Annotated in this window: 22 protein-coding genes; 12 read left to right on the top strand and 10 right to left on the bottom strand. The window is 41.3% G+C overall.

The features are described from left to right. Positions 1-222: 222 nt before the first annotated feature. Positions 223-603, top strand: a complete 381-nt coding sequence (locus tag FRX45_RS11830) for an START-like domain-containing protein (protein ID WP_152268642.1) — start codon at positions 223-225, stop codon at positions 601-603. Here the strand turns inward: FRX45_RS11830 and FRX45_RS11825 are convergent. Continuing rightward, the gene (locus FRX45_RS11825) at positions 600-1,208 is read right to left on the bottom strand and encodes a hypothetical protein (RefSeq protein ID WP_152268641.1); all 609 of its coding nucleotides are present in this window, start codon (positions 1,206-1,208) and stop codon (positions 600-602) included. The two genes, FRX45_RS11830 and FRX45_RS11825, sit on opposite strands and share 4 nt — an antisense overlap. 41 nt (positions 1,209-1,249) lie before the next feature. Here FRX45_RS11825 and FRX45_RS11820 point away from each other — a divergent pair, with 41 nt between their 5' ends. From FRX45_RS11820 to FRX45_RS11805, 4 genes are all read left to right on the top strand, one after another. Continuing rightward, a complete protein-coding gene (locus tag FRX45_RS11820) occupies positions 1,250-2,806 on the top strand; it encodes an LptF/LptG family permease (RefSeq protein ID WP_152268640.1) in 1,557 nt (518 codons plus the stop codon). A 130-nt stretch (positions 2,807-2,936) separates the two neighbouring features. After that, entirely contained in the window at positions 2,937-3,458 is a 522-nt protein-coding gene (locus FRX45_RS11815; RefSeq protein ID WP_152268639.1) for a hypothetical protein, read from the top strand. 245 nt (positions 3,459-3,703) lie between these two features. After that, positions 3,704-5,071 (top strand): dipeptidase, encoded by a 1,368-nt coding sequence (locus FRX45_RS11810; protein ID WP_152268638.1) that lies wholly within the window; start codon positions 3,704-3,706, stop codon positions 5,069-5,071. 88 nt (positions 5,072-5,159) lie between these two features. Then, on the top strand, positions 5,160-5,591 hold the full coding sequence (locus tag FRX45_RS11805) for a pyrimidine dimer DNA glycosylase/endonuclease V (protein WP_152268637.1): 432 nt from the start codon (positions 5,160-5,162) through the stop codon (positions 5,589-5,591). Between the two features lie 10 nt (positions 5,592-5,601). Here the strand turns inward: FRX45_RS11805 and ade are convergent, their stop codons facing one another. Then, the gene (gene ade / locus FRX45_RS11800) at positions 5,602-7,248 is read right to left on the bottom strand and encodes an adenine deaminase (RefSeq protein WP_152268636.1); all 1,647 of its coding nucleotides are present in this window, start codon (positions 7,246-7,248) and stop codon (positions 5,602-5,604) included. Between the two features lie 102 nt (positions 7,249-7,350). Here ade and FRX45_RS11795 point away from each other — a divergent pair, with 102 nt between their 5' ends. Next, a complete protein-coding gene (locus tag FRX45_RS11795) occupies positions 7,351-8,073 on the top strand; it encodes a hypothetical protein (RefSeq protein WP_152268635.1) in 723 nt (240 codons plus the stop codon). Positions 8,074-8,142: 69 nt separating this feature from the next. Here the strand turns inward: FRX45_RS11795 and FRX45_RS11790 are convergent, their stop codons facing one another. Continuing rightward, positions 8,143-10,293, bottom strand: coding sequence for a PAS domain-containing hybrid sensor histidine kinase/response regulator (locus FRX45_RS11790; protein ID WP_193311675.1), 2,151 nt, complete (start codon positions 10,291-10,293; stop codon positions 8,143-8,145). Between the two features lie 79 nt (positions 10,294-10,372). Here FRX45_RS11790 and FRX45_RS11785 point away from each other — a divergent pair, with 79 nt between their 5' ends. Together FRX45_RS11785 and FRX45_RS11780 are read left to right on the top strand one after the other, a co-directional pair. Next, positions 10,373-10,777 (top strand): hypothetical protein, encoded by a 405-nt coding sequence (locus tag FRX45_RS11785; protein WP_152268633.1) that lies wholly within the window; start codon positions 10,373-10,375, stop codon positions 10,775-10,777. After that, entirely contained in the window at positions 10,774-11,463 is a 690-nt protein-coding gene (locus tag FRX45_RS11780; protein WP_152268632.1) for a LytR/AlgR family response regulator transcription factor, read from the top strand. The genes FRX45_RS11785 and FRX45_RS11780 overlap by 4 nt, the downstream gene beginning before the upstream one ends. Before the next feature lie 81 nt (positions 11,464-11,544). On the opposite strand, the gene FRX45_RS11775 is transcribed toward FRX45_RS11780, so the two are convergent. Together FRX45_RS11775 and trmD are read right to left on the bottom strand one after the other, a co-directional pair. Next, positions 11,545-13,164: a L,D-transpeptidase family protein gene (locus FRX45_RS11775; RefSeq protein WP_152268631.1), complete on the bottom strand. Its 1,620-nt coding sequence runs from the start codon at positions 13,162-13,164 to the stop codon at positions 11,545-11,547. Between the two features lie 137 nt (positions 13,165-13,301). Further along, the gene (trmD, locus tag FRX45_RS11770) at positions 13,302-13,991 is read right to left on the bottom strand and encodes a tRNA (guanosine(37)-N1)-methyltransferase TrmD (RefSeq protein WP_152268630.1); all 690 of its coding nucleotides are present in this window, start codon (positions 13,989-13,991) and stop codon (positions 13,302-13,304) included. A gap of 49 nt (positions 13,992-14,040) precedes the next feature. Between trmD and FRX45_RS11765 the strand changes: the two genes are divergently transcribed. Further along, positions 14,041-16,098 carry a TonB-dependent receptor plug domain-containing protein gene (locus FRX45_RS11765; protein WP_226805297.1) on the top strand — a complete coding sequence of 686 codons (2,058 nt, stop codon included), beginning with the start codon at positions 14,041-14,043 and terminating at the stop codon, positions 16,096-16,098. A gap of 134 nt (positions 16,099-16,232) precedes the next feature. Here FRX45_RS11765 and FRX45_RS11760 read toward each other — a convergent pair whose 3' ends face one another. Continuing rightward, positions 16,233-18,146 (bottom strand): gamma-glutamyltransferase family protein, encoded by a 1,914-nt coding sequence (locus FRX45_RS11760; RefSeq protein ID WP_152268629.1) that lies wholly within the window; start codon positions 18,144-18,146, stop codon positions 16,233-16,235. A gap of 143 nt (positions 18,147-18,289) precedes the next feature. Here FRX45_RS11760 and FRX45_RS11755 point away from each other — a divergent pair, with 143 nt between their 5' ends. The 3 genes from FRX45_RS11755 to FRX45_RS11745 all read left to right on the top strand — a co-directional run bounded on the left by FRX45_RS11755 (position 18,290) and on the right by FRX45_RS11745 (position 21,780). Next, positions 18,290-19,663 carry an amidohydrolase family protein gene (locus FRX45_RS11755; RefSeq protein WP_152268628.1) on the top strand — a complete coding sequence of 458 codons (1,374 nt, stop codon included), beginning with the start codon at positions 18,290-18,292 and terminating at the stop codon, positions 19,661-19,663. A 220-nt stretch (positions 19,664-19,883) separates the two neighbouring features. Beyond that, positions 19,884-21,194 carry a DUF2157 domain-containing protein gene (locus FRX45_RS11750; RefSeq protein ID WP_152268627.1) on the top strand — a complete coding sequence of 437 codons (1,311 nt, stop codon included), beginning with the start codon at positions 19,884-19,886 and terminating at the stop codon, positions 21,192-21,194. Positions 21,195-21,198: 4 nt separating this feature from the next. After that, complete coding sequence (locus tag FRX45_RS11745; RefSeq protein WP_152268626.1) at positions 21,199-21,780, top strand: GDYXXLXY domain-containing protein; 582 nt, start codon at positions 21,199-21,201, stop codon at positions 21,778-21,780. Between the two features lie 47 nt (positions 21,781-21,827). Here FRX45_RS11745 and FRX45_RS11740 read toward each other — a convergent pair whose 3' ends face one another. The 4 genes from FRX45_RS11740 to FRX45_RS11725 form a co-directional block, all read right to left on the bottom strand. Beyond that, positions 21,828-23,291: a glycine--tRNA ligase gene (locus FRX45_RS11740; protein ID WP_152268625.1), complete on the bottom strand. Its 1,464-nt coding sequence runs from the start codon at positions 23,289-23,291 to the stop codon at positions 21,828-21,830. A 146-nt stretch (positions 23,292-23,437) separates the two neighbouring features. Further along, positions 23,438-23,779, bottom strand: a complete 342-nt coding sequence (locus FRX45_RS11735) for a translation initiation factor (protein WP_152268624.1) — start codon at positions 23,777-23,779, stop codon at positions 23,438-23,440. Positions 23,780-23,792: 13 nt separating this feature from the next. After that, positions 23,793-24,647 carry a carboxylating nicotinate-nucleotide diphosphorylase gene (gene nadC, locus FRX45_RS11730; protein WP_152268623.1) on the bottom strand — a complete coding sequence of 285 codons (855 nt, stop codon included), beginning with the start codon at positions 24,645-24,647 and terminating at the stop codon, positions 23,793-23,795. A gap of 170 nt (positions 24,648-24,817) precedes the next feature. Then, positions 24,818-26,014: a DUF5009 domain-containing protein gene (locus tag FRX45_RS11725; RefSeq protein ID WP_152268622.1), complete on the bottom strand. Its 1,197-nt coding sequence runs from the start codon at positions 26,012-26,014 to the stop codon at positions 24,818-24,820. Positions 26,015-26,144 lie beyond the last annotated feature (130 nt).

Genomic DNA, 26,144 nt, shown 5'->3' with positions numbered 1-26,144 from the left:
CGCTGGCTACCATAAGAAATTGCACTTCTTTAGCAATTTAAGGAAATAGCAGGGATAAGAAAAAAATATTATTCCCTGAGGATCAACCCTTTTTCATGAAAATAATGCCCGGGACTGTTTTGTTACCCGTTTAAAGAAAAATATTCCGTAAAAACCTTTGATGCTTCTATTAATTTTATATTATTGCAGGCTATCATGCATTATGACTAACAGACTGATAAAATGAGTAAAAAACAATTATATACGCTAGAATATCCGGTTCGCTGCTCCCCCTCTATATTATATGAATTTCTTTCAACCCCTGCAGGGCTACAGGAATGGTTTGCCGACAGGGTTGATGAAAGGGATATGGTATTCAGTTTTACATGGGAAGGCTCTACAGATAAAGCTGAGGTGCTGGAAGGGGAAGAAAATAAATTTATCCGTTTTCACTGGTCGCATGCTCCCAAAGAAGAATATTTTGAATTTAGCATTGAAAAATCTGAAGTCACCAATCAAACCATATTGGTAATTAAGGATTTTGCTGAGAAAAAAGAAGTTGCCGATCAAAGCCGCCTTTGGGATTACCAGGTAAAAGAGTTATTTCACCGCATTGGGGCTTAAGCTTTGAGATCCAGTGTGGTTATTATACTGAAAAAACAGTCCGAAAACAATTGTTCTGCTTCCCGCCACTGCTGCAAAGAAAAGTAGAATGCAATTTTTATAAAGCATGCGCCTGTAATAACAGAAGGCATTTTATGGACTGTAATATCATTAACTGGGAGATGCGTATCGTGTGCATAATGGTGCTGCCATTCATTTCCAGACACCTGCAAATACCATCCGTGATGTTTTAACAATGACACATTTTTAATCAGCGGCTCTTCAAAAAGTGTTTTATACCGCCCTTTAAGATGCAGTGTAATGCTAAAATCATTTCCCCATAAAAACATAGTACGTATAGCAAAAATATCTTCCTTTGTGAAATGCTTTGGATAATCCAGTATCACATATGGCAGACCGTTATAATTTTCACCACGAGAAATTTTGGGTTGCTGCACAATGCCCAGTGAAGAGAAAATATCTGCAGATGCAATACGATAGCTGTTCTGCAGCAAACCAAAAAAAATGGAAACTTTTTCAATAATGCGATTCTTTGTTAAAATGAACTGCTCGTCTGTAACCAAACGCAGTTCATCTGCCGAAAACTGTATTTTTGCATTATCCATCAGCTAAAGTTATCGCAGTATAAAACAGCAAGCGTAAAACCGTGATTAAAAAATTAGACAAGCTTATCATCAAAGCCTTTATCGGCCCTTTTATTGTCACTTTTTTTATCACCCTGTTTGTCCTGGTACTTCAGTTCTTCTGGAAATATATAGACGACCTGGTTGGAAAAGGGCTCGATTTTTTTACTATTGTACGTTTAACCAGTTACGTTACTGCCACGGCAGTTCCGCTGGCATTACCCCTGGCTGTGCTGATATCCTCCATAATGACTTTTGGCAAACTGGGAGAAAGCTTTGAAACCGTTGCCATAAAATCAGCCGGTATACCATTGCTGCGTTTCATGCGTCCTTTATTTATTATTTCTTTCCTGATTTCGATAGTCGCCTTTTTATTCTCCAACTACATTATTCCCGTTGCTCAGTTAAAATTTCAAACCTTACTGTATGATATAACAGTGGCAAAGCCTGCATTCAACCTTAAAGAAGGTGTTTTTTTCAGGGAATTTGAAGGCTACACCATCAAAATTGGAAAGAAAGACAAGGATAATACTACTATCCATAATATCATCATTTTTGAAAGAAATTACAGCCTGCAGGATAATATTATTGTTGCTGAGCATGGTAAAATGAGCATCAGCGCCGATAAAAAATTCCTTGAGTTTTACTTAGAGAACGGGTGGCGTAATGAAGAAAGAGGACCATCATACACGATCAATACAGACTATATAAGACTGAGCTTTAAAAACTATAAAAAGGTTTTTGACCTGAGCTCTTTTAAAATGATGCAAACGCCCGACAGTCTTTTTAAAGATAATTTCAGGATGTTGAATGTAAAGCAACTGAATAAAACCATTGATTCGCTTAAAAAAACTTCGGGGAGAGATATTGAGAAAAAAACAGACCGGGAAGTAGGCATTAATTATTCTTTTGTGAGACGTGAACTGCTTCCTCAAAAAAAAGAGTATCCTGTTGCTGAAAAGATAACAACTGCCGATATTCAACCCAACGGCGCAAATAAACTTTTGGCGCCCAAAAAGCCTGAATACAATCCAAAAAGAGGCAGTGTTGTGCTTGCGTTGGAACCCCCTGAAGGAAGAGGATACACTCAATTGCTGCCCGATTCGGCGAGGAGAACAATAATTACAAGAGCTATTGACAGGGTAAGCAGCCAAAAAAACAGCCTTGATATCATAGCTGAGGAAGCCCGTATGAAACAAAAAGACCTGCGCTTTCATCTTATAGAATGGCACAGGAAGTTTTCATTGTCTCTTGCATGTGTTGTTCTTTTTTTAATAGGCGCCCCATTAGGCTCCATTATTCGCAAAGGAGGAATGGGTATGCCGCTGGTAATAGCAGTAATATTTTTTCTTATTTTTCACTTACTCAATATGTTTGGCGAAAAATTTGTGAGGGAAGACATTACTTCAGCATTTTTTGGAATGTGGCTATCTACACTGGTATTGTTGCCTGTTGGCATATTTTTTACCTATAAGGCCATGCATGATTCTCAGCTGTTCAACAAAGAATTTTACTACCGCTTTTTCAGGAGTCTCAAATCAATTATCAACAAAAAGAAATTGGCGAAGGAGCAAAATTGATTTTTGACTTATCTTTATTTATTCATTTCAGTTTGAGGAAAATATTGTTAAGGGACCTCTACTACAGTTTGAATAAAGCTTAAACAGGAACAAACGGGGTTCGTTGCCTTAATCTGCACACACTATACAAATGACGAACTGGAAAATCATTGGCTTTTTCTTTGCCGGAACCATATTTTTTTTGCTGATGCTGCAATTACAGGGAAAGCAATTGATTACACCATCATCTCCTTCAGGTATCCTGTCGCTGGAATTCAGCTACCACTCATCACATACGCAGGCCATTGCAACGGCGTGGAAAAATGCACTGAGAGGAGCATTCCGGATGAATATGCTGCTGGATTTCCTGCTCATTCCCTTTTATGGACTTTTTCTCTACTCCACATGTGGATATTTTTCCGTTCATTACCAATCCGGCCGCGCACAAAGAGCTGGTGTACTGCTGGCTTTCGGAAGCTTGGTGGCTATGGTTTTTGACGCAATAGAAAATATCCTGATGAGCTTTTCCATTCATATTACAACCACTTCTTTTACATCTGTACTCACCACAGTTATGGCGGCTACCAAATTCTTATTAATAGGCCTGGCGCTTTTGTATATTATTTTTTCGGCTGCACTAATGCTGCTCCGCAAAAAAGCAAAGCTGGGGTAGCCACTAATTGGCTCAGCCTTTGTTAGAACCTTCCATAAACGGTTGGACCAACAAAGGCTGATATATGACTTGCAATGCGATGCAAATATAAAGCGCTGCAGCATACAAGCATAAACCCAATCATAAAAAAAATGTAAATTTTTTTTATACCATACGCATTACAATAACATCTTGTTTGCTATTCCTGTATGGTAAAAACCACCTAATTTCGTTCCTCTGTCATCTTCATCCTAAAATTTCAGATTATGCAGGTATGGAAAGATTACCAGTTAAAAAACAAAGACCGTTTTTTAAATGAATTACTGGATCTGTTGCGTATTCCTTCGGTAAGCGCCAATAGTGAACATAAAAAAGATATGATAGCCTGCGCCGAAGCAGTTAAACAAAAATTATTAGAAGCAGGCGCTGATAAAGCCGAAATGTTTTCTACAGAAGGCCACCCTGTAGTATATGCAGAAAAAATAATTGACGCTTCAAATCCAACGGTATTGGTATATGGACATTACGATGTACAGCCTCCCGATCCGCTTGATTTATGGAATAGCGGCCCTTTTGATCCCGTAATTAAAGACGGCAAAATTTTCGCCAGGGGATCCTGCGATGATAAAGGACAATTTTACATGCACGTAAAAGCATTGGAAACATTGGTTAAAACCAATACTTTATCTACGAATATTAAATTCATTATTGAGGGAGAAGAGGAGATCGGATCTCCCAACTTAGCCAAATTTGTTGCATCCAATAAAGCTTTGCTGAGCGCCGATGTAATTCTGATCAGCGATACTGCCATGATCAGCATGGATACGCCTTCAATAGACATAGGCGTACGCGGGCTATCTTATATAGAAGTAGAGGTAACAGGGCCTAACCGCGACCTGCACAGTGGCGTATACGGCGGCGCTGTAGCCAACCCTATAACAATACTGGCTAAAATGATCGCTTCCTGCCACGATGAAAACAATCATATTACCATTCCGGGTTTTTACGATAATGTAGTAAATGCAACAGAGGAAGAAAGAAAACTCATGGCCGAAGCCCCTTTTAATGAAGCAGACTATAAAAAAGACCTTGGAGTGGAGGCTTTGTGGGGCGAAAAAGGATATACCACCAATGAAAGAACCGGCATCCGTCCAACACTGGAGCTCAATGGCATTTGGGGAGGCTATACAGGCGAAGGCGCAAAAACCGTTTTACCTGCCAGGGCACATGCAAAAATATCAGCGCGACTGGTACCTAACCAGTCATCGGCAGATATAACAGACAGATTATTACAATATTTTAAAAGTATTGCCCCGGCGGGCGTAACTGTAAAGGCCGAAGAACATCATGGCGGAGAGCCCTATATGACGCCGATTGATTCACCTGCCTACCGGGCTGCAGCAAAAGCGATTGAAACTACTTTTGGGAAGGTACCTATTCCGGTTCGTGGCGGGGGAAGCATTCCTATATGCTCCCTGTTTGAGAAAGAACTGGGGATTAAAATTGTATTTATGGGATTTGGGCTGGATAGCGACAACCTCCATTCGCCCAACGAAAAGTTCGATATTTTTAATTTTTATAAAGGCATAGAAACGATACCCTATTTTCACCGGTATTTTGCAGAACAGCAATAAGGTTACAGCAATGCAAAACATGACCGTACAGCAGGATGATTGACAACTTTACGAAATACATAGTGGCAACTTGCTATTTTGACAGCGTATGAGAATTTGGTCTGTTCATCCAAAATATTTAGACGCTAAGGGACTTGTAGCCCTGTGGAGAGAAACACTGCTCGCCAGGCAGGTTCTTGAAGGCAGGACCAAAGGTTATCGCAATCATCCACAACTTGACCGGTTTAAACAAATGGACAGATCGCAAGATGCAATAAATCAATATCTGGCTTCTGTTTTTGAAGAATCTGCCAAACGAGGCTATAACTTCGGCAGAAATAAAATAAATTGGAATTTTTCACCTGTGTCAATGCAGGTTACAACCGGACAAATAAAATATGAAACAACCCATTTGCTCAGCAAGCTAAGAATCCGTAACGTACTTAAGTTTACGGAAGCAAGCAATAAAGAAAGACTTGTTTCTCATCCTATGTTCAATGTTGTGAAAGGCGAAATTGAAAAATGGGAAATTATTCAATAGGACAACACCCTTATATCAACCGAAAATCGTCCCCATCAAATAATCCTTTATCGCTAAGCTTCAGGTGGGGTATAACCAGTAAGGCCATAAAGGATAATGTCATATAGGGCGCCGACAGGTTTGATCCAAGCGCTTTGGCTGCTTTATCAATAGCGGCGTATTGTGCGGCTACCTGGTAACCGTCTTCATTGCTCATTAAACCGCCTACCGGTAAGGGTAATATAATATTTCCGGGTTCGCCATCTCCGGACCAAAGACTCACACCTCCTTTATGCTCAATGATCATATTTACAGCATTGCAAATGGAAAGATCATCCGCACCAACAGCAACGATATTATGACTGTCGTGTGCAACCGAAGACGCGATAGCTCCTTTCTTTAATCCAAAATTTTTAATGAATGCCTTTGCAACAGGCGCATCTTTGTAACGGTTAACCACCACTATTTTTAATATATCATTCACAATATCGGGTTCGGATAATACTTTTCCATTCATCCACTTATTGGTAATCAACTGCCCGTTCAGTGCTTCAATTACCGGCAATGCGGCTTCAGGCTCCGCAAGCTGAAAATCATTTATGGTTTTCTTAGTACAGGAAAAATGATTAATTACCGTATCGTTTCCTGCGTCACTACCGGGCAGGCGGATCAGGCTCTTTCCTTTTTCAGCTACGCATTCACCCTTAATGTAGGTTTGCAATACCTCAAAGCCCCTCAGGTCTTTAACCAATATAAAATCTGCACTTTCGCCTTCCCGGAGCAAACCCACTTCAAGCTTATAATGCAACACGGGGTTAATGCAGGCCGCCCGTAATATTTTAAACAGATCTATGCCTTTATCAACTGCTCTTGCACATAGCTGGTTAATATGTCCCTCGACCAGGCTGTCGGGATGTTTGTCGTCGCTGCAAAACATTATCTTTTCCGGGTAGTGGTTCAATAAATCAATTAATGCTTCAAAGTTTTTGGCTGCGCTTCCTTCCCTGATCAGGATATGCATACCCCGTTTCAATTTATCCAACGCCTCTTCTTTTGTAAAACATTCATGATCTGTTGAAATACCGGCATCTATATATTGCTGCACCTGTTCACCTCTAAGACCCGGCGCATGCCCGTCTACCGGCTTGTTTAATTTGTGTGCAGCAGCAATTTTTTTCATCACTTCGGGGTCCTTCATCAAAACGCCCGGGAAATTCATCATTTCACTTAGGTATTTGATTTCATCCTGCTGTAACAGTTTTTCAATATCCGCGGCATTCAATTCCGCGCCAGCCGTTTCAAATACAGTGGCGGGCACACAACTGGGCGCACCAAAGAAAAAACCGAAAGGAACTTTTTTGCCATCGCTGATCATATATTCCACTCCTTTTATGCCGCATACATTCGCAATTTCATGCGGATCGCTTACCGTGGCTACCGTACCATGAACTACTGCAAGTATTGCAAACTGCGAAGGCACCAGCATGGAGCTTTCAATATGTATATGCGCGTCAATAAAGCCAGGTAAAATAAAAGGAAGTTCCCGATCATTATTATCTCCATCTGCCGCTTTATGTATTGCCTGTATCTTACCCCCGGAAAAAGAAATTATTCCCGGAAAAATGGTTTGCCGCAAAACATCTACAATCCGGCCCCTAATTTGAGTAATACCAATCATGTTAACAGGAATTGATGATCTGATGACAAGTTAAATGATAAACGGACAACATAAACAGTCCGGAAAAACTTATTTTTGGCGGAACCAATTAAAAATCAATCAATGAAAAAATTAAGATTTGCAATACTGACCGTTTTTACCTGTGTTTCGGTGATGTGTGCATACACACAAACAGTTGAAGAGTTACAAACCAACTATATTAAAGCATTGGGCGGAAAAGAAAAAATTGACGGGTTGAAAAACATTGTTATGGAAACCAATATGCAGGTAATGGGGATGGAACTTCCCGCCAAAATATGGATAGTGTATAATAGAGCTACCCGCCAGGAAATAGAAGTGCAGGGGCAGAAAATAATCACTTTTATCGGGAAGGATAAAGGCTGGTCTATTAACCCGTTAATGGGTAGTACAGAGGCGCAACCATTGCCCGATGAAGCGGTAAAGAGTGCATCAGGATCATTAAGTGCGGGGGGCGAGTTAACAGATTACAAAGCGAATGGCTATACAGCCACCTATGAGGGAAAAGATACAGCCAACGGAACAGCGGTACACAAGATTCAGTTAAGCAAAGGAGATGTTGTGTCTACCATTTACATAGATGCCGCCAGCTATTATCTTATACGTAATATTACAAAAGCAACTGTAATGGGCCAGCAGGTTGAGCAAACCACCAATTATTCAGATTACAAAAAAACGCCTGAAGGATTCCTTTTTGCCTACAATACAGTAATCAGCAGCCCTATGGTAGGAGAGATAAAAGCCACCATCACAAAAATTGATGTAAACACTTCGCTCGATATCAAAGAATTGGAAAAAACGAACTAAGCAAGACTGCTCAAAGATGAAAGTGAGAGGTGAGAAAAGAGAAAAACATTTAATTTTCTCTCACCTTTTTTATGATGCTTTTTTATGAATATTGAGCATTTCGGTAAACTGCATTATTTTCTTGTGCAGCTCTTCGGGTTTAAAAGGTTTAGGCACATAATCATTAAAGCCTTTACTGAGCAGATCTTCCTTTATATTTTCATATGTAGCTGCGGTAAAGGCAATAATCGGGATATAGGGGTGTGTTTTTCTTATTTCAGCAACGGTTTGCGCTCCATCCATTTCCGGCATTTCAAGGTCAATTAACAATAAATCGGGATTATGCTGATAGAAGCGCTCAACGGCCTTCACTCCGTTTTCGGACTCCACTACCTCAATATTCCATTTTTGCAGGAATCTTTTGGCAACGATCATATTAATGGGATTATCTTCAGCAAGCAGCACTTTTATTCCTTCCAGGCTGGAAAGCCCCTTTAATTTGTTTTCATCAACATATGATTTTTGCTGTTGTGCAATTTTAAAGCCAAGCGTAAAATAAAAAATACTGCCGGTTCCTACATTGCTTTCTGCCTGCAGATTACCACCCATTTGCGCTACTATTTTTTTGCTTATGGCAAGCCCCAATCCTGTACCACCAAATTTCCGCGTGGTTTCAATATCTGCCTGCGTAAAGCTTTCAAATATCTGCCGCATCTTGCCCTGCGCAATACCGATACCGGTATCTTTAACCGCAAAATATATATCCGCATTATGGCTCCTGTGGTTAACGGCTTTCACTTCAATTGTAAGAGTGCCTTTTTCTGTAAACTTAATAGCATTGGCCAGCAGGTTATTCATTACCTGTATCAGGCGCATTTCATCTCCATATACTTCCAGGTCCGCATTGTTGTCAACTTCAATGTGAAGCGCAAGGTTTTTTGCCGCAATTGGGGCGGCAAAAGATGCCGCCACCTTCTGTAAAAATACTTTCACATTAAACGGAGTACTTTCAAGCACCATTTTCCCGGCTTCAATTTTGCTGAAATCAAGAATATCATTTACCAGTTGCATCATGTGTTCTGAAGAATACTTGAGTACTTCAAAGCTTTGTTTTTGCGATGGCAGGTACTCCTCATTCAATATGATATTGGTAGTGCCTATAATGGCATTTAGAGGCGTCCTGAGCTCATGGCTCATATTCGACAAAAACCTTGACTTTACCTGCACTGCCTTTTCTGCTTTTTCTTTGGCTTTTAATATTTCAAATTCGGCAATTTTGATCTCTGTAATATCAAGAATACTGATTTTACAATAATTAAACTCTCTGTGCGAAAAAGGAACAATGTTCACATATGCAAAAAAAGGTGTGTCATCCTTTCGTATAAAATCCATGTTACCATACCAGGGAGATTTTTTAGCAAACTGCTGTTTTCCCTGCACCACTATATGTTCTTCCATTACATTGCCCAAAAGTTGCCTGGCAGCAGTGCCCAGGATTTCTTCCTTACCTGTAAACCCAAACACTTCCATAGCTTTTTTATTGCAGCCGGTTATTACCATACTATGGGTGTCAACAATGAATACACTGTCAAGTGAGGTATCGTACACGGTATCTTTAAATCGTGTTTCATCTAATAATTTCTCCTCATTGATCTCCAGTGTTTTTAAGATATAGTAAGTAAAGCATGCCGTTATAACCAGGGAAAGGCTAAGATTTGAACTGAATAAAGCGCTGTATTGCTCTGTGCTGATGGTTTGAACATTACTTACATAGGGCGCAACAATAAAAATTAATGCCGCAGTAATAAACGTTACCACTGAGGTCATTATCAGCTCTTCATAATTTTTGCGGATATCAATTACAAAAATAAGAGCCAGTAAAAAAGGGAAATAATACATGTGCTCGCCCGCCTTTAAGCCTTCGGCATAACTAATGGCAAACAAATAGAGATTAATTGTAATTATACCCAGCACCTTTGCAAACACTCTTTTGCCATCTTTATTTAAAAAATAGCATACCGACAATAAGATGATGGAAGTGATATTAAGAGAAACGCTTATGTACAATCCATGTACAACATTCAGCAGCACTGAAATAAGGTTTACACCTATACCGAAAAAGATAAAAATGATGAGCCTTTGTACATTTTTGTTCTCCTCATGTCCTTTTGCAGGATCAATACCACTATTTAAAATACTATAACAAAAAGATACTAATTTATCCAAAATATTCGTTTGCATAACCTGAGATGATGATTTTTCCCAATAATAATTATTCAACGCAAAAGGTAAAACGCCTTTGTGGTTTACAAATTGTGACATGTACAATGAAGATCAGAAAATAGCATTCTATTTCTCACCGGAACTGGATACCGCATTCCTGCAGGAATTGTACGGAGATGATTTACAGCAGGCTGAATTCGTTTTTGAATCCACAGTACAGCAGTTGCGCAATGAGCTGCCATTGGTGGAAAGCAGGTTCCACGATGGAGATATAGCAGGATTAAAGAAAGTGGTCCATAAAATGAAGCCACTATTCGGATACACAGGTCTTAATGAAACCATGCAGGAATTTGCATCGTTTGAACAGGTATGTGCACAGGCTGAAACGATGGCTGAAGCCGAAAGCGGGTTTCATCATATCATAGCCATAAGTCTTGAAGCGATAAAGATTGCAGAAAATGAAATTAAGCGATTGAAACAATACAATACCCAATATTTATGAAGTTCCAGAGCATTATTGTAGAAGATCTGCAGGTTGCTGCAGAATTTCTTAAAAGGTTTTGTGAAAAATCAGGTGTTATAGAAGCTGCTCATCACTTTTTGAACGCGGAAGATGCCCTGGTTTTTTTGAAAGACAATGTTGTTGATCTTATTTTTTTAGATGTTGAAATGCCCGGCGCCACCGGTTTTGAATTGCTGGATCAACTGGTATACACACCACAGGTGATCCTTACCACTTCTAAAACCGAATATGCTTACGATGCCTTCCAGTACAACGTTACAGATTATCTTAAAAAGCCATTTACCTATCAGCGTTTCCTGGAAGCAGTACAAAAAGTAAGTAAAAAAACCGAGCAGCTAAACGGCAACTCCGAGCAGGACCATATGTTCATAAAAACAGACGGCAAACTTATCCGGCTGCACAATGATGATATACTCTTTATTGAAAGTATGGGTGATTATGTAAAGTTTATCACTCCAGCCAAAAAATACATTACTCATAACACCATCAAAAATTTAGAGACCAAGGTAAATCCCCAGGTGTTTATGAAAGTACACCGTTCCTATATCGTAAATTTTACCAAGATCAACGATATACAGGAAAACGTTCTATTCATAAATGGTAATATGATCCCCATCAGCAAAACCCATAAATCGGGTGTAATGCAAAAAATTAATATTCTGTAAAGGTTTAAACCATTGATACCCTATTGCAGCAGAACCTATTGATCATTTATTTATCCCGGATTAATATTAACTGTGGTTTTGTCATTTTTGCAAGCCTTTCTCAAATATTCTTTCTGCCATCCGCACATCATGCCCGTAAATATCATCTCTGAAATTCAATTCACCTTTTGAATCTACCCAGGCTGTAAAATAGCCGATGAATACCTGAACAGGCGCTTTTAACGTAACATACTTTTCTTTGCCTTTATTCATAGCCGAAGTTATTGCTGATTCGGTCCATGAACTGTCATTTCGCAAAAGAAACTGAGCTAATTTCTCAGGTTCATTTAAACGGATGCATCCATGACTAAAAGCTCTTTTTGTTTCGCCAAACAGGCTTTTTGCCGGTGTATCGTGCAGATAAATATTATAGCTGTTGGGGAACAGAAATTTTACTTTGCCAAGTGAATTGTTGGGACCAGGTTTTTGCCTTACCGCAGGAATATTGTTTGCATAGCCTGTGATCTCCATATTATGCTTAATGATATAGTTTTTATCTTTTTTCATGCCGGGCATAATTTCATTTTTTACAATGCTGACCGGAATATTCCAGTACGGACTGAATACTACATATTTCAAATCGCCGCTAAATACAACCGTATTGTGCTGGGCAGATCCAACTACCACATTCATACTGAATGAAAGCTGACCATTTTCAAATACATGCAATTTAAACTCGGGGATATTCACCAGCAGGTAATCCTTATTGATTTCCTCCGGCACCCACCGGAGTCTTTCCATATTAATAAGTATTTTACGAATACCTGCCTGCAAAGGCTCATTTATTTTGCGAAGTGTGGCTGCACCTATAACACCATCTGCATGCATGCCGTGTCTTCGCTGAAATTTTTTTACTGCTATCTTTAAAGAGCCGGTAAATAAATCTGAACTGTCTGCTGAACTCAAATCCTGCAAAAGAAATAACCTGTGTTTTATACCGGCAACAACCGCATCAGCATCACCGGCTTCCAATTTCTTTCTGCTGGTAACAAGCGGCTGCCACTCCCCTGCTTTTTCTATAGCGTAGTAATCCAGTAATTTTTGTTTTAAGCGTCTATAATATATATTTACCGGCTCATAACTGGCAACCTTTTCACCTTTATGTGTAATCAGGGAATCAAGGAATGCCACTTCGTTTATTTTTTTACGGGGGATATACCATTTCAGATCGGTGGTATTTAAATTATTATCGCCCTGGTAAGCTTTACCTGCATAACGAAAAAACTGGGTAGTAAGCGATAGTTCCGCCCTCAAACGATCATTGCTATTTAATGGAACAAAATGCCCTCCGGATTTTAAGGTATCAAATACCTGTTGCAGTATGGGGTTATATAAACTGCTGTCTCCGCTATAAGCGATGTAATCGCTCTGCATGTTTAGAAAATTGTACGCCTGTTCGGCAGGTCCATCATGGAAGAACCAGGCATACTGGTAATTGCGCGCATTATAAAAACTACGGAACTGGTTGGCTGCGGTATCGGAATATTGCTGCTGCTGAATGTATTGCTCCAAAGCAAGACTATCAAAGAACAATTGGGTGTAGGCGTTAGACACGGTAATGGTAGTATCTCTTTTTTCAACAACAGGAACTTCACTACCGGGGTTACGGCAGGACAAAAAAAGAAATGACAGTACCGTAAGAAATAAAACAAGTTGCTTCATGCCTGAAAGTTAACCATACATTTTAGTTAAACGGCTGATAGCACCTTCATCAATGTAATCTTTACATTTTTTAATTCAAAAATGCTATGCTTAACTGAAATGCTTTACACCGCCTTTGTATAAACGCTTTTCAGTATTTAAAGATCGTTTTCTTTCTCATCCAAATCCGGTCTTCTTTCTTTGGTTCTTTGTAAAGCCATCTCATAACGCCAGTCGGCTATTTTCTTTGGATCGCCGCTCAGCAAAATTTCCGGCACCTTCCAGCCCCTGTATTCGGCAGGACGTGTATATACCGGCGGGGCCAATAAATTATCCTGGAATGAATCAAACAATGCAGAAGTCTCATCATTCAAAACGCCCGGCAGCAGGCGTCCAACAGCATCTACCAATATGGCAGCAGGCAGCTCTCCGCCACTTAGCACATAATCGCCTATTGAAATTTCTTTTGTCACATAATGCTCGCGCACTCTTTCGTCAATCCCTTTGTAATGGCCACAGATCAGCAACAGGTTTTGCTGCAAAGAAAGTTGATTGGCTGTTTTTTGATTAAACTGCTCTCCGTCAGGAGTGAGATAAATGACTTCATCATATGTTCTGTTTTTGGATAGCTGTTCAATGGCATTCACTAAGGGTTCACACATCATTACCATACCTGCGCCACCCCCGTACTGGTAATCATCTACCTGTCCGTAAGCGTTTACTGCCCACTGCCGCAAATGATGCACTTCCACATTCAGCAAACCTTTGTCCCGGGCCCGCTTCATTATAGAATGCGCAAACGGGCTTTCCAGTAATTCCGGCAATACGGAAATAATATCTATATGCATAATGCAAAGATAGCCGGAGTAAATTCAAAATAAACAGGCCTGTATAAAGATGGATCATTTATATCCTGTGCTTCCAAATGCATCTGTTGTATTTATTTTGAACTTTACCTGTGCCTGCATTTGTATACAATATCGTTTAGATAAACTATTCGTTCATTTCACTATTTTTGCGCCACATATGAATACCATTACCAAAGTACTTACTGCAATTTTTCTCATAACTGTTTCCTTTACCCATGCACAGGAAATAGAATTAGACCCCATTACTGTAACCGCTACTTTAAGCCAGAAAAGAGCTTCCGAAACCGGAAGAAATATTACCATACTAAAGGGAGAGCGCATTAAAAATTTACCTGTGCATTCGTTGGATGAGCTGCTCCGCTATGTACCTGGGGTGGAAATTCAGGCAAGAGGTCCTATGGGTTCCCAGAGTGATATTGTATTGCGTGGCGGCACTTTTCAGCAGGTATTGATAATATTAGACGGCATGCGGCTGAATGACCCCAATACCGGGCACTTTAACAGCTATATCCCCATTGCGCCGTCTGAAATAGAAAGGATTGAAATTTTAAAAGGGGCCTCTTCCGCCATTCATGGCGCCGATGCGGTAGGTGGCGTAATCAATATTATCACCAAATCATTTGCCGCTAAACAAAACCAGGAGAAAACAAATATTTCGGCAGGCATTTCCGCAGGCGAATACGGTTTTTTAAATGCCGATGCCGGTTTTTTTTACAGCAAAAACAACCTCAGCGTTGGCGGTGGCGTATTAACCAATAATGCCGGTGGTGTACAGCAAAGAGGCACAAAGGGATTTTTTCATAATACTACAGCATCGCTTTCTGCCAATTATCATTTTAACTCCAAATGGAATATTGCATACCGCACGGCATACGATAACCGCGACTTTGCAGCACAAAATTTCTATACCAGTTTTTTGTCTGATACCGCAACAGAACAAGTATCTTCTTTGTGGAACCAGGTAAGGATTGGCTATCATACCCAAAAACAAAGTCTTTCCATAGATGCAGGCTTTAAATCGGTAAATGATAATTTCAACTACAACAGCAGCTCAGCAGCCAATAAAAATATTTCGAAATTATTCCAGGCGCTTCTCCTGTATCAAAATCAGTTAAGCACAAAAACAATGCTGGTTACCGGGTTGAACTACCAGCAAAAAACAATCCGTTCAAACGACAGGGGCAATCACTCTTTGTATATGGCGTCACCCTTTGTTTCTGTTTCGCAACAAATTGCAGAACATTTTTTAGTTCGCCCTTCCGTGCAATTGGCACTGTTTGAAAAAATTCCGGCCGAACTCGTGCCACAGCTTGATCTTTCCTACAAAATACGGCAATGGCAATTGCGGGGCAGCGCGGGCAAAACCATCAGGGATGCCGATTTTACGGAACGATACAATAACTACAATAAGGAACTTGTTACAAGCGGAAGAATAGGCAACCCCGGGCTTAAAGCGGAAAGGTCGTTCAGCTATGAAGCGGGTGCCGACTGGTTTTTACAGGACAAGCTAAAAGTTTCCGCTACTTTTTTTCAGCGCTTTCATCAACGGCTCATTGATTACAGCACCACACCTTATAGCGACATGCCAAGGAAAGACAACCTTTCACCTGCAGGTGTGTATGCTTTGGCAAAGAATATTGCTACGGTAAATACTTCAGGTTTTGAAACGGATCTCCAATATATACATACATTGAATGAAAAGCAAAGCATTACCGCATCTGCCGGCTTAGTATGGCTCAACAGCAAAAGCAGCGATACGGTTCCCTCTTTTTACATTTCTTCGCACGCCAAATTTCTTACCAATTTTTCTGTTGTTTACCAGTGCCATAATTTCACTGCAAGCATTAATGGCTTATACAAAAAGAGGCAGGAGCAATTTGCTTCTGCTATTCATGCCAGCATTACTCCCGATTATTTTATAATGAATGCCAAATTGGATTATGCATTTTTCCAAAAAGCATTATCCGTTTTTATACAGGCAGATAATATTTTCGACAGGCAATACAGCGATTTGTTAGGTTCTCCCATGCCCGGCAGGTGGCTGATGGGGGGGGTAAAATGGCAATGGAACAGGAAGGATTTATAGTTTGTCGTTTATAGTTTATTGTGACGCCAACCTTGCGACCTGCGCCCTGTAACATATACCCCGCAAGTTTCACCCTGTAACCTTGCACCCTGTAACCTGCACCCTGGAACTTGTAACCTGCACCCTGCATCTCATCACCATCCAATTCCATAATCCTCACCATGGTTGCTGCTGCCGCCCCATAGTGTTTTATGCTTCCAGTCGAAATAAATAGCATTGATGGGACCGGAAGTACGGTCATCGAAGCTGAGTCTGTATCCTTTTTGCGTGAGTTCTTTTCTTATCCATGAAGGGGTATTGCTGTTGAGCAACAAACTGCCTGAACGTGGCTTTCGGTCGGCATTGCTGGTTCCGCCGAGCGATAACCATAGCTGGTTGGTATTTACATTGGCTGCTTCGGTAGCTTCCTGCACCGTCATACCAAATTCAACAATGTTTAAAAAAAATTGCAGTAAATTCTGATCCTGTGTATCGCCGCCCTGCACAGCAAACGACAAGTACGGTTTCCCGTCCATCAATGCAAGGGTAGGCGTTAGCGTTACCCTTGGACGTTTGCCCGGCGCCACTAAATTAAAGGGATTTAATGTACTGTCGCAAATAAAGCTCTGCATACGCTGGCTCATACCCATGCCCGTATTGCCGGCAATACACGCTGGTATCCAGCCGCCACTGGGCGTTACAGATACCACCCAGCCTTCCGCATCGGCAGCTTCTATTGAAGTAGTGCCCCGCCATAACCTGTCTTTATACACCGCTGTTTCTTCCGGTGAAGAAAAAGATTGCACAGATGTTGTGGCATCGTGTGCAGGCATAAATTCATCTGAATTACGGCTCTTCGTTGTATCGGTAATAAATCCTCTTTTGTTCATTATGTTAAGATAAGGATTGGACCTTTTTTCATAAACATAGGGATTGCCCGGGCCCGCATTGGCATTGTTGTACCCGGGATGAATGAGTTGGGCTCTTTCTTTTGCATAATCTTTCGACAATAATCCTTTCATAGGCTCTTCCGGTGGGAAATAAGGATCACCATAATAAAAATCCCTGTCGGCGAAGGATAGCTGCATGGCCTGTGTTATGGTATGTATGTAGTTAGCAGAATTATACCCCATACTTTTCAGGTCAAAATTTTCCAGGATGTTCAATGCCTGCAGCATAACCGGGCCCTGTGTCCACTGCGGTAACTTATACACTTCTATACCTTTGTAATTTACTACTAAGGGTTCCTCTGTTTTCACAGTCCATTTCGCCAGGTCTTCAGTGGTGATCAACCCGCCCTGCTCCCTGCATCCTCTTGCAAATTCGGCCCCGATATCTCCTTTATAAAAGCGGTCGTATGCCGCGTATATCGCTTCCTTCCTGCTCCTTTTCTTCTTCAGCGCCTGCTGTTCCGCTTCTACCAGCTTTTGCAGGGTTTGCAACAGATCTTTTTGCACAAAAACTTCGCCTGCTTCCGGCGCTTCACGTTTTTCACCGGCGTGCGGCAGAAAAACTTTTTTTGAATAAGGCCATTGCTTAATGCGCTCCTTGTTTCTTTCTATACTATTGGCAGTTTGCGCTTCCATAGCATAGCCTGCCGCCATTTCCATTGCAGGCCCCAGCACTTCTTTCAAACTCATTGTGCCGTATTCTGCAAGCATGGTACACAATCCGCCAGGCGTACCGGGAGTAACCGCAGCTAAGGGCCCATATTCAGGAGGAAAATCCATGCCTTTGCTTTTAAAGAAAGCAGGTGTTGCCCCTGTTGGCGCCACGCCCAGCGCATTGATCCCAATCACTTTTCCTGTTTTGGGATTGTAGATCAGCGCCTGTGTTTCGCCGCCCCAGCTCAATACATCCCACATGGTGCAGGTTGCGGCAAGCATGGCACAGGCGGCATCCACCGCATTGCCACCCCGCTGAAATATAGCGGCGCCTGCTGTAGCAGCCAAAGGCTTACCCGTAATGGCCATCCAGTGTTTACCGTGTAAGGGAGGCTTTTGTGTAGGCTGCGCCTGTATATAAGCAGTGCAGAAAATAATGATGAAGCAGCTTATGACATATCTCATAATGCATATCCTTTGATTTCTAAAGGTACGGCATCAATACACTTAAAATAGCGGAAGATTTCAGCCTTTTTCTTATGTTCAGGGCAAGAGAGATGTAATCTTTATTATCTATCTTTATTGCAGCACCTCATAAATAGCTTAATATGAAAAATGGATTTCTTTTATGGGCAGGACTGCTTTTGTTTGCATGTAACTCTGGTCCAACGGATAGCCCTGTTGCAGGCGTGTTTGTAATACAAAACGTGTCTGTGATCCCTATGAACAAAGAAACAGTGCTTGAAAACCAGGATGTATTTGTTGCTGACGGAAAAATTACACATATAGGACCAACTGCAGAAAAGGAACCTGGTAAAGAAGTTTTGATCATTGATGGTGTGGGTAAATTTCTTATACCCGGATTGGCAGAAATGCATGCACATATGCCCCGTGGAGAAGATACAGCCGCAATGAAGGATATGCTGGAACTGTTTGTATTGAACGGGGTTACAACCATTCGTGGTATGCTTGGCGATCCTGTGCATCTCGAATTAAAAGCGCAGCTATCAAAAGGAGAAATAACAGGCCCGCATTTTTACGCGGCCGCTCCGGGCTTATCGGGCGGTACGGTAAAATCAGTAAAAGACGCGGACAGCCTTGTAAGAAAATACAAAAATGAAGGATATGACCTGCTTAAACTTTTACCAGGACTTACTCCCGAAAATTTTAACGCTATAGTAAAAACGGCTAAGGAAGTAAACATTCCTTTTGCAGGACACGTTTCCTACGATGTAGGCATATGGAATGCCATTGCTGCCGGTTATGCCTCCGTTGATCATATGGACGGTTTTGTAGAAAGCCTGGTACCGGGCATAGAAAAAATACCGGAACATAAAAGGGGCTTGTTTGGCCTGCACATTGCCCGCCAGGCCGATCTTTCAAAAATAGATACCCTCGTTAAAGCCCTTAAACAGCATAATATTTGGGTTGTGCCTACAGAAGCATTGCCCGAAAGATGGTTTACCCCTTTGAGAACGGCTGAAGCTTTCAGCAAAGACCCGGAAATGGTATACATGAATGAGTCTGTTTTAAACAACTGGGTGAAAGCAAAAAACAATATCATGGCCGATCCATTGTATGATTCTGCAGGGGCGGTAGCGCTGATAGCATTGAGAAAAAAAATACTGAAAGCCTGCAGCGATAATGATGTTGGTATTGTATCCGGCTCCGATGCGCCCCAGGTTTTTGATGTTCCGGGATTCTCACTGCACCAGGAGCTGAAATATATGGCCGATGCGGGACTTACGCCTTTTGAAGTATTGCAAACCAGTACCGTAAACGCCGGCGCCTATTTTAATAATCCCGGGTCAGGTGTAATTAAACCGGGTGCGGTTTCCGACCTTGTATTGTTGAATGGCAATCCGCTCAATGATATCACGCAAACCTCCAGTATTGCCGGTGTAATGATTGGAAAACAGTGGTTGCCCTCAAACGTTATCGCTCAAAGATTAGACGCATTAAAAGGGAAAATAAGACAATAAATCACTACTTCAATTTGAAGTAATATTATATACAAATACAGCAATTGATATTTTGGACTTAGCTGCCGTGCTGGTATTGGGCTTTACTTGCCACGACTGCCCGATAGGTAGCCCGCTTGCCACTAAACATCAAATTCCCCCGGAAATATTAAAGGCCATTTTAATATTCAAAAAATTTCCTGCTTTTTATTACGTTTAAGGTATATAGTCCCTGAAATGTATGAGTAAATCTTTTGTAAAAGAACTGCATGAGTTGGTAGGCGCCAATATCATAACCCAAGTTACGGCTCAGGAAATAGCTGACTACTATAAACACAGAGAGAAAGACAGACCCAACAGGTTCTCCGCAGTGGTTAACATTTTGGGCGCTTTACTGGTTAGCCTGGGCATAGTGCTGGTAGTGGCGCACAACTGGGATGAGTTGGGAAGAACAGCCAAAACTTTTTTTGCTTTTCTGCCATTGGCAATTGGCCAGGGCCTATGCCTGTATGTGCTCCTTAAAAAGAAAAACAATATCGCCTGGCGCGAACCGGCGGGCGTTATCCTGTTCTTCGCTGTTGCGTCTTCCATATCACTCATTAGTCAAACCTATCATATCAGCGGTACAATAAGCGACTTTTTACTAACATGGATGCTGCTTACCATACCGCTTGTTTATATTTTGCCTTCTTCCATAGTGGCATTACTATACATTGCAGGCATTACCTGGTACGCCTGCGCTACAAAATATTTTAACTACCCGGATGATGCGGTTCCTTTTTATTATTTGCTTTTGCTGGCCCTGGTTATCCCTCACTATTACTCCTATTTGACACATAAAAAAGAAAGCAACTTTTTTCATCTGCTCAACTGGTTGTTGGTGCTGTCTGTAACAATTGTACTGGGAAGTTTTAGCGGTGGGCAAGACAGAACCGAATGGGTATTTACGGGATATCTTGCTTTGTTTTCTGTGTTTTATCTTTTGGGCAGGTTGGAAAGCTTTAGCAATCAAAAGTTATTCGCCAATCCTTTTTTAATCGTTGGAACATTGGGAACAATTTGTATTCTTATGTTCTGGAGCTTCGACTGGTCGTGGACAGATGCCTACCGTTATTCAGACATTGACCGTCCATCCATATATTTTTCTCCGTTTCTATATGTTACTATTTCTATACTTATCGTTGCAGCGTGGCTTGTACTATCAGGCTACAGGACTACTAAAACTATCATTTTCGATCCCACGGGCTTTTCGGGTTTTGTTCTGCTTGTATTGTTGCTGGCGTTCCGGAGCCTGCCTCATATTGCTGTGCTGTTCATCAACCTGTGGATACTGTTCCTGGCTGTTTTTTTCATTCATAAAGGAGCTTTGCAGGATCATCTGGGTATATTAAATTTTGGCTTGTTCATTATAGCGACATTAGCAGTTCTTCGCTTTTTCGATGATGAGATCCCTTTTATATGGCGTGGATTTTTCTTTCTTATTACAGGTGCAGGCTTTTTCGCTGCCAATTATATGATGGTTAAAAAAAGAAAAGCGATTGTCAAAAAATAATTTTATGATGAAACAATTTGCAATTGGAGCATTTATCATTATTGCCATTGTACAATGGTTTGTGCCCGGAAAAATGATATGGGATAAGGAAGCCGTGTTGCGAAAAGGAAAAATTTTCAATTTCCGTACCGAACCTGTTGACCCGTCACATCCTTTTAAGGGAAGGTATATTGCGCTTTCATTCAAAGAAAATGCGTTTACAACAACTTCCCCCGATTCGGGCCTCTTCAATTACGGCGACGCATATGTGCTGCTTGAAAAAGACGGAGATGGCTTTGCGAAGATTAAAAATGTAGTAAAGCAAAAGCCACTTGCAGCGCCCGATTATGTACAAGCTTCCATCAGCTATATTGACAGGAAAAAGGATACAGCAGTCATTCACCTGCAATACCCTTTCGATGAATTTTATATGGATGAATTTAAAGCACCCAAAGCAGAAACGGTGTACCGTGAAAGCACCAGGGATTCAACCCAAAAAACTTATGCGATAGTAAGCATTCTAAACGGTGATGCTGTAATAAAAGATGTGATGATCAATGATCAATCTATACGGCAGGCAATCAGGAAAATGGATAGTCGTGAATAAATGGCTCTTTCACTTCTCTCTTTTCACCTCTCACCTTTATCTTCTCTCTACCTGATCTTTTCCTTCACCAATTCCTTTACTTTGTCAATAGGCAGTCTTTCCTGTGTCATGGTATCCCGGTAACGGATGGTAACAGTATTGTCTTCTTTGGTTTGATGATCTACAGTTATGCAGAACGGCGTGCCTATGGCATCCATGCGGCGGTAACGCTTACCAATGGTATCCTTCTCTTCATAAAAGCAATAAAATTCATCCTGGCAGTTCCTCATAATATCCCTGGCAATTTCGGGCAAGCCATCTTTTTTGGTTAAAGGGAGTATAGCCAGTTTTACAGGCGCTATTTTAGCAGGGATACGCAACACGGTGCGGCTGTCGGAAGAACCATCTTCTTTGGGTATCGCTTCTTCTTCGTAAGCATTGGAGAGCACAGACAAAAACATCCTGTCTAAACCAATGGATGTTTCTACTACATAGGGAACATAATTGCCATAAGGCTTTCCGGTTGCTGCATCAATATCATTATCATAATACTGCAGCTTCTTTTTACTATACAACTGGTGCTGGCTCAAATCAAAATCACCCCTGCTGTGTATGCCTTCTACCTCCTTAAATCCAATAGGAAATTCAAATTCTATATCGCAGGCCTCCTTAGCATAGTGGGCCAATTTAACATGATCGTGATAGCGATATTTTTCCGCAGGCATTCCTAAACTCAAATGCCATTGCAGTCTTTCCTGCTTCCAGTATTTATACCATTCACCTTCGGTACCAGGCCGCACAAAGAACTGCATTTCCATTTGCTCGAATTCCCTCATCCTGAAAATGAACTGACGTGCCACAATTTCATTTCTGAATGCTTTGCCGGTTTGTGCAATACCAAAAGGAATTTTCATGCGGGCGGTTTTTTGCACATTCAAAAAGTTTACAAAAATGCCCTGTGCCGTTTCCGGGCGCAGGTAAACCATGTTGTCGCCCTCATTTTCGGAAGCTACAGCCCCAAATTCGGTTTTGAACATAAGGTTAAACTGGCGTATATCCGTCCAGTTGCCGGTGCCGCTGATGGCGCATTTGATTTTATTATCTTCAATCAGTTGTTTCAGCCCGGTAAAATCATCTCCCGACAGCAGCCTGTCCATTGAAGCAAGCAAAGATTCAGCATCCTCTTTAGGCAGCGTTTCCGCATGCGCTTCAATTAAATGATCTACCCGGTATCTTTTTTTGCTGTCTTTATTATCAATCATAGGGTCGCTGAAATTATCAACGTGCCCCGATGCTTTCCAGGTGGTGGGATGCATAAAAATAGCCGCATCAATTCCCACAATATTTTCATGCAACTGGGTCATGCTTTTCCACCAGTAATCGCGGATGTTTTTCTTTAATTCGCTGCCCCAGGGACCATAATCGTAAACGGCGCTGAGCCCGTCATAAATTTCACTGCTTTGAAAAACAAAACCATATTCTTTTGCGTGTGCAATAACCGCCTGAAATTTGTTATTATCGTTGGTAGCCATAAGGGCGCAAAGATAAGAGATAAGATGAATTTATGAAGGGGGTTGTCAGCAATCAGCTACGAGCTATCAGTGGTGATGCAGGTTGCAGGGTACAAGTTCCAAGGGAATGCCCCTGAAACGTGAGACCTGTAACCTGAAACCTTTAACTATACCTTACAAGCTTTCTTATAATCGTTTTTTTGCAGCCATTGCAGCACCTTATCGCGCTGGTCACCCTGTACAATAATTTCGCCTTCTTTCACCGATCCGCCTGTACCGCAATAGTTTTTTAATTTTTTACCCAACGATTCAAGGTCATCATCCTTACCTTTAAACCCGTACACAATGGTTACTGTTTTTCCTGCACGGCGTTTTGTATCTAATATAATTCTTAAGGGCTGCTGCGCCGGAGGCAGCGTTTCTATATTTTTATTTTCTTCTTTAAAAGAAAAAGAGGGGTCTGTGCTGAACACATACCCACGGTTGTCTGGCTTATTTTTTTTAGACATGTTCGGGATATTTTCAGATCAATACAGCTTTTAAGCTTAAATCGGCACTTACTGCATGATGGATAACAGCGCCAACGCTCACATAATCAACCCCTGTTTGGGCATATGCGGCTACATTTTCGAGGTTAATGCCTCCACTGGCTTCGGTTTCAAATTTTCCATTGATTATTTTTAAGGCTTCCGGCAACTGTTCAGGCGTAAAATTATCAAGCATAATTCTGTCTGCTTTACCAAATGCCACTACCCGCTTTATATCATCAATATTCCGGGTTTCTATTTCAATTTTTAAACCGGGCTTTTTTTCCTGAACATATGCATATGCTTTTGCCAGCGCTTTTTCGATACCGCCGCAGTAATCAATGTGATTGTCTTTCAGCATAATCATATCATACAATCCCATACGATGATTTAAACCACCGCCGATACGAACCGCTTCTTTTTCCAGCAGGCGGAAATTGGGCGTGGTTTTCCGGGTATCCAGCAACCTTGTGTGATACCCCTTTAGCTGATCCACATATTTGCGCGTGAGTGTAGCTATACCGCTCATGCGCTGCATGCAGTTCAGTACCAGCCTTTCGCATTGCAATATGGCATGCACCCCGGTCTCCACCTCAAAAGCTGTTTCCCCAATGCTCATTTCATCGCCATCTTTTTTGAAGGCAGTGAATACAACATCAGGCTGCACGTATCTGAATATCCTTTCTGCAACCTCCATTCCGGCTAAAATGCCTTCTTCCTTTATTTTTAAAATGGCTTTGCCTTTTGCATCCGGCGAAATACAACTCAATGTAGAATGATCGCCATCACCGGTATCTTCCTGCAGGGCATTTTGGATCAGAAATGAAAGCGCCTCTTCGTATGTTGTCATAAAGCAAATCTAAATGAAAATACAGAAAGAGAAAGGGTGCAATGAAGCAGGAATTTTTTTTATACGCTGCCTTTCTCCTAACGGAGAATAGCGGATGAACGTTTCGGACGAGCTGGCAGGTTTTCAAATTAGCTCATTTCCACATTTCCCATATTTTCACATTCATTTCGTTACAACTGCAATCTTATATTGATCCTGATGAGTCCCTTTGCTGCATACATTACCGCAATGGCATAAAAAACGGCCCAAAAAAAGCCAGGGAGCCCGTAACGGAGGCCGGAAGGAAAAAGGGTGATCTGCAATACAGAAAACAAAGCATACAATATTCCCGGGATAATATAAGTAAGCAGGGGGTTGGTGGCGGCCGGCTTAAAGAAATGCGTCCACGCGCTTTTCTTCTTAATATCAATTAACCAGTACAATATACCAAATGCTATGCAGCAAATAACTGCGCTGTATAAGCACCAGGTGGGTGTGGCATTAATTTTTGAGATTTCAAAATAAGGACGCAAAACATATCCTGCTGCAAAAAGCAGCAATGCAAAAATACCGGCTTCCACAAACCGGCGGGTAACAGACTTTCCACCGGGCTTATCAAAATAAATAAGCGATAATACTATTCCGCAGAGCACTACCGAGGTATGCGCTGCATTACCGGCCTGGTTGCTGATCCAGCGGAGACCGCTATTATTCTGCACAAAAGATGTTTGGCCGGCAATATAAAACGAAATGCAAAAAGCGATCATTACCAGCATCGCAAATATATTTTTTTGGAACAATTGAAAAACGATACAGCCAAAAAGATAGGCCCATCCAATCAATCCCAATATACCCCACCAACGGGGCTGCATATGGCCCGTACCGGCCTCTCCGCTGCGATAAATACATGCAAGCGCAATTAACCCGGCTATTCCTGCTGTCCTCAGCAGGTACACCCATACTCGTTTTTGAGCACTGTATACATTCCATACCAGAACAGCGCATATATAAAACAACAGCAGCCATAAGTGTATGGACATGCCCATTGCTTTTTCGTTATACCCGCCTTCTCCATTTACCATAAATATACCCAGCACCAGCAAGCCTGCAGTACGCCATACAATATGCCATTGCAACCGTAGGAAACCATCACCTTTCTGCATCCGGTTGTGTAAAGCAAATGGCACAGACATGCCTACAATAAATAAAAAAGCAGGGAATACTACATCAACAAAGGTCATGGCATCCGCGTCAGCGGGCATATGTTTCATCCATTGGGGAATATCTCTTATGCCTGCCAGCTCATTTACAAAAACCATTATCAAAATAGTAATGCCACGAAAGGTATCTATGGAAAGAATACGTTGGGGTTTGAGCGCTGCCTGCATGTACTATTGTATTGTTTTATATTACAAGTTACGGCTTCAAATACAAAGACATATTTTCAAAGATTTTAAATATAGCTTTACAGTATTAATCTGCCAGTAACAATTATTAAATTTACTGATCTATTACTGT

Source organism: Agriterribacter humi, assembly GCF_009192765.1.
GTDB classification, from domain to species: Bacteria; Bacteroidota; Bacteroidia; order Chitinophagales; family Chitinophagaceae; genus Agriterribacter; species Agriterribacter humi.
Note: the sequence above shows the minus strand (reverse complement) of the source record. Positions and strands in the feature narration are given on the sequence as shown.

What these genes read in the sequence shown, in the direction of transcription:
- FRX45_RS11830 (WP_152268642.1), top strand. Translation starts at nt 223, where the DNA reads ATGAGTAAAAAACAATTATATACGCTAGAATATCCGGTTCGCTGCTCC.
- FRX45_RS11825 (WP_152268641.1), bottom strand. Translation starts at nt 1,208, where the DNA reads ATGGATAATGCAAAAATACAGTTTTCGGCAGATGAACTGCGTTTGGTT.
- FRX45_RS11815 (WP_152268639.1), top strand. Translation starts at nt 2,937, where the DNA reads ATGACGAACTGGAAAATCATTGGCTTTTTCTTTGCCGGAACCATATTT.
- FRX45_RS11810 (WP_152268638.1), top strand. Translation starts at nt 3,704, where the DNA reads ATGCAGGTATGGAAAGATTACCAGTTAAAAAACAAAGACCGTTTTTTA.
- FRX45_RS11805 (WP_152268637.1), top strand. Translation starts at nt 5,160, where the DNA reads ATGAGAATTTGGTCTGTTCATCCAAAATATTTAGACGCTAAGGGACTT.
- ade (WP_152268636.1), bottom strand. Translation starts at nt 7,248, where the DNA reads ATGATTGGTATTACTCAAATTAGGGGCCGGATTGTAGATGTTTTGCGG.
- FRX45_RS11795 (WP_152268635.1), top strand. Translation starts at nt 7,351, where the DNA reads ATGAAAAAATTAAGATTTGCAATACTGACCGTTTTTACCTGTGTTTCG.
- FRX45_RS11790 (WP_193311675.1), bottom strand. Translation starts at nt 10,293, where the DNA reads ATGCAAACGAATATTTTGGATAAATTAGTATCTTTTTGTTATAGTATT.
- FRX45_RS11785 (WP_152268633.1), top strand. Translation starts at nt 10,373, where the DNA reads ATGTACAATGAAGATCAGAAAATAGCATTCTATTTCTCACCGGAACTG.
- FRX45_RS11780 (WP_152268632.1), top strand. Translation starts at nt 10,774, where the DNA reads ATGAAGTTCCAGAGCATTATTGTAGAAGATCTGCAGGTTGCTGCAGAA.
- FRX45_RS11775 (WP_152268631.1), bottom strand. Translation starts at nt 13,164, where the DNA reads ATGAAGCAACTTGTTTTATTTCTTACGGTACTGTCATTTCTTTTTTTG.
- trmD (WP_152268630.1), bottom strand. Translation starts at nt 13,991, where the DNA reads ATGCATATAGATATTATTTCCGTATTGCCGGAATTACTGGAAAGCCCG.
- FRX45_RS11765 (WP_226805297.1), top strand. Translation starts at nt 14,041, where the DNA reads ATGGATCATTTATATCCTGTGCTTCCAAATGCATCTGTTGTATTTATT.
- FRX45_RS11760 (WP_152268629.1), bottom strand. Translation starts at nt 18,146, where the DNA reads ATGAGATATGTCATAAGCTGCTTCATCATTATTTTCTGCACTGCTTAT.
- FRX45_RS11755 (WP_152268628.1), top strand. Translation starts at nt 18,290, where the DNA reads ATGAAAAATGGATTTCTTTTATGGGCAGGACTGCTTTTGTTTGCATGT.
- FRX45_RS11750 (WP_152268627.1), top strand. Translation starts at nt 19,884, where the DNA reads ATGAGTAAATCTTTTGTAAAAGAACTGCATGAGTTGGTAGGCGCCAAT.
- FRX45_RS11745 (WP_152268626.1), top strand. Translation starts at nt 21,199, where the DNA reads ATGATGAAACAATTTGCAATTGGAGCATTTATCATTATTGCCATTGTA.
- FRX45_RS11740 (WP_152268625.1), bottom strand. Translation starts at nt 23,291, where the DNA reads ATGGCTACCAACGATAATAACAAATTTCAGGCGGTTATTGCACACGCA.
- FRX45_RS11735 (WP_152268624.1), bottom strand. Translation starts at nt 23,779, where the DNA reads ATGTCTAAAAAAAATAAGCCAGACAACCGTGGGTATGTGTTCAGCACA.
- nadC (WP_152268623.1), bottom strand. Translation starts at nt 24,647, where the DNA reads ATGACAACATACGAAGAGGCGCTTTCATTTCTGATCCAAAATGCCCTG.
- FRX45_RS11725 (WP_152268622.1), bottom strand. Translation starts at nt 26,014, where the DNA reads ATGCAGGCAGCGCTCAAACCCCAACGTATTCTTTCCATAGATACCTTT.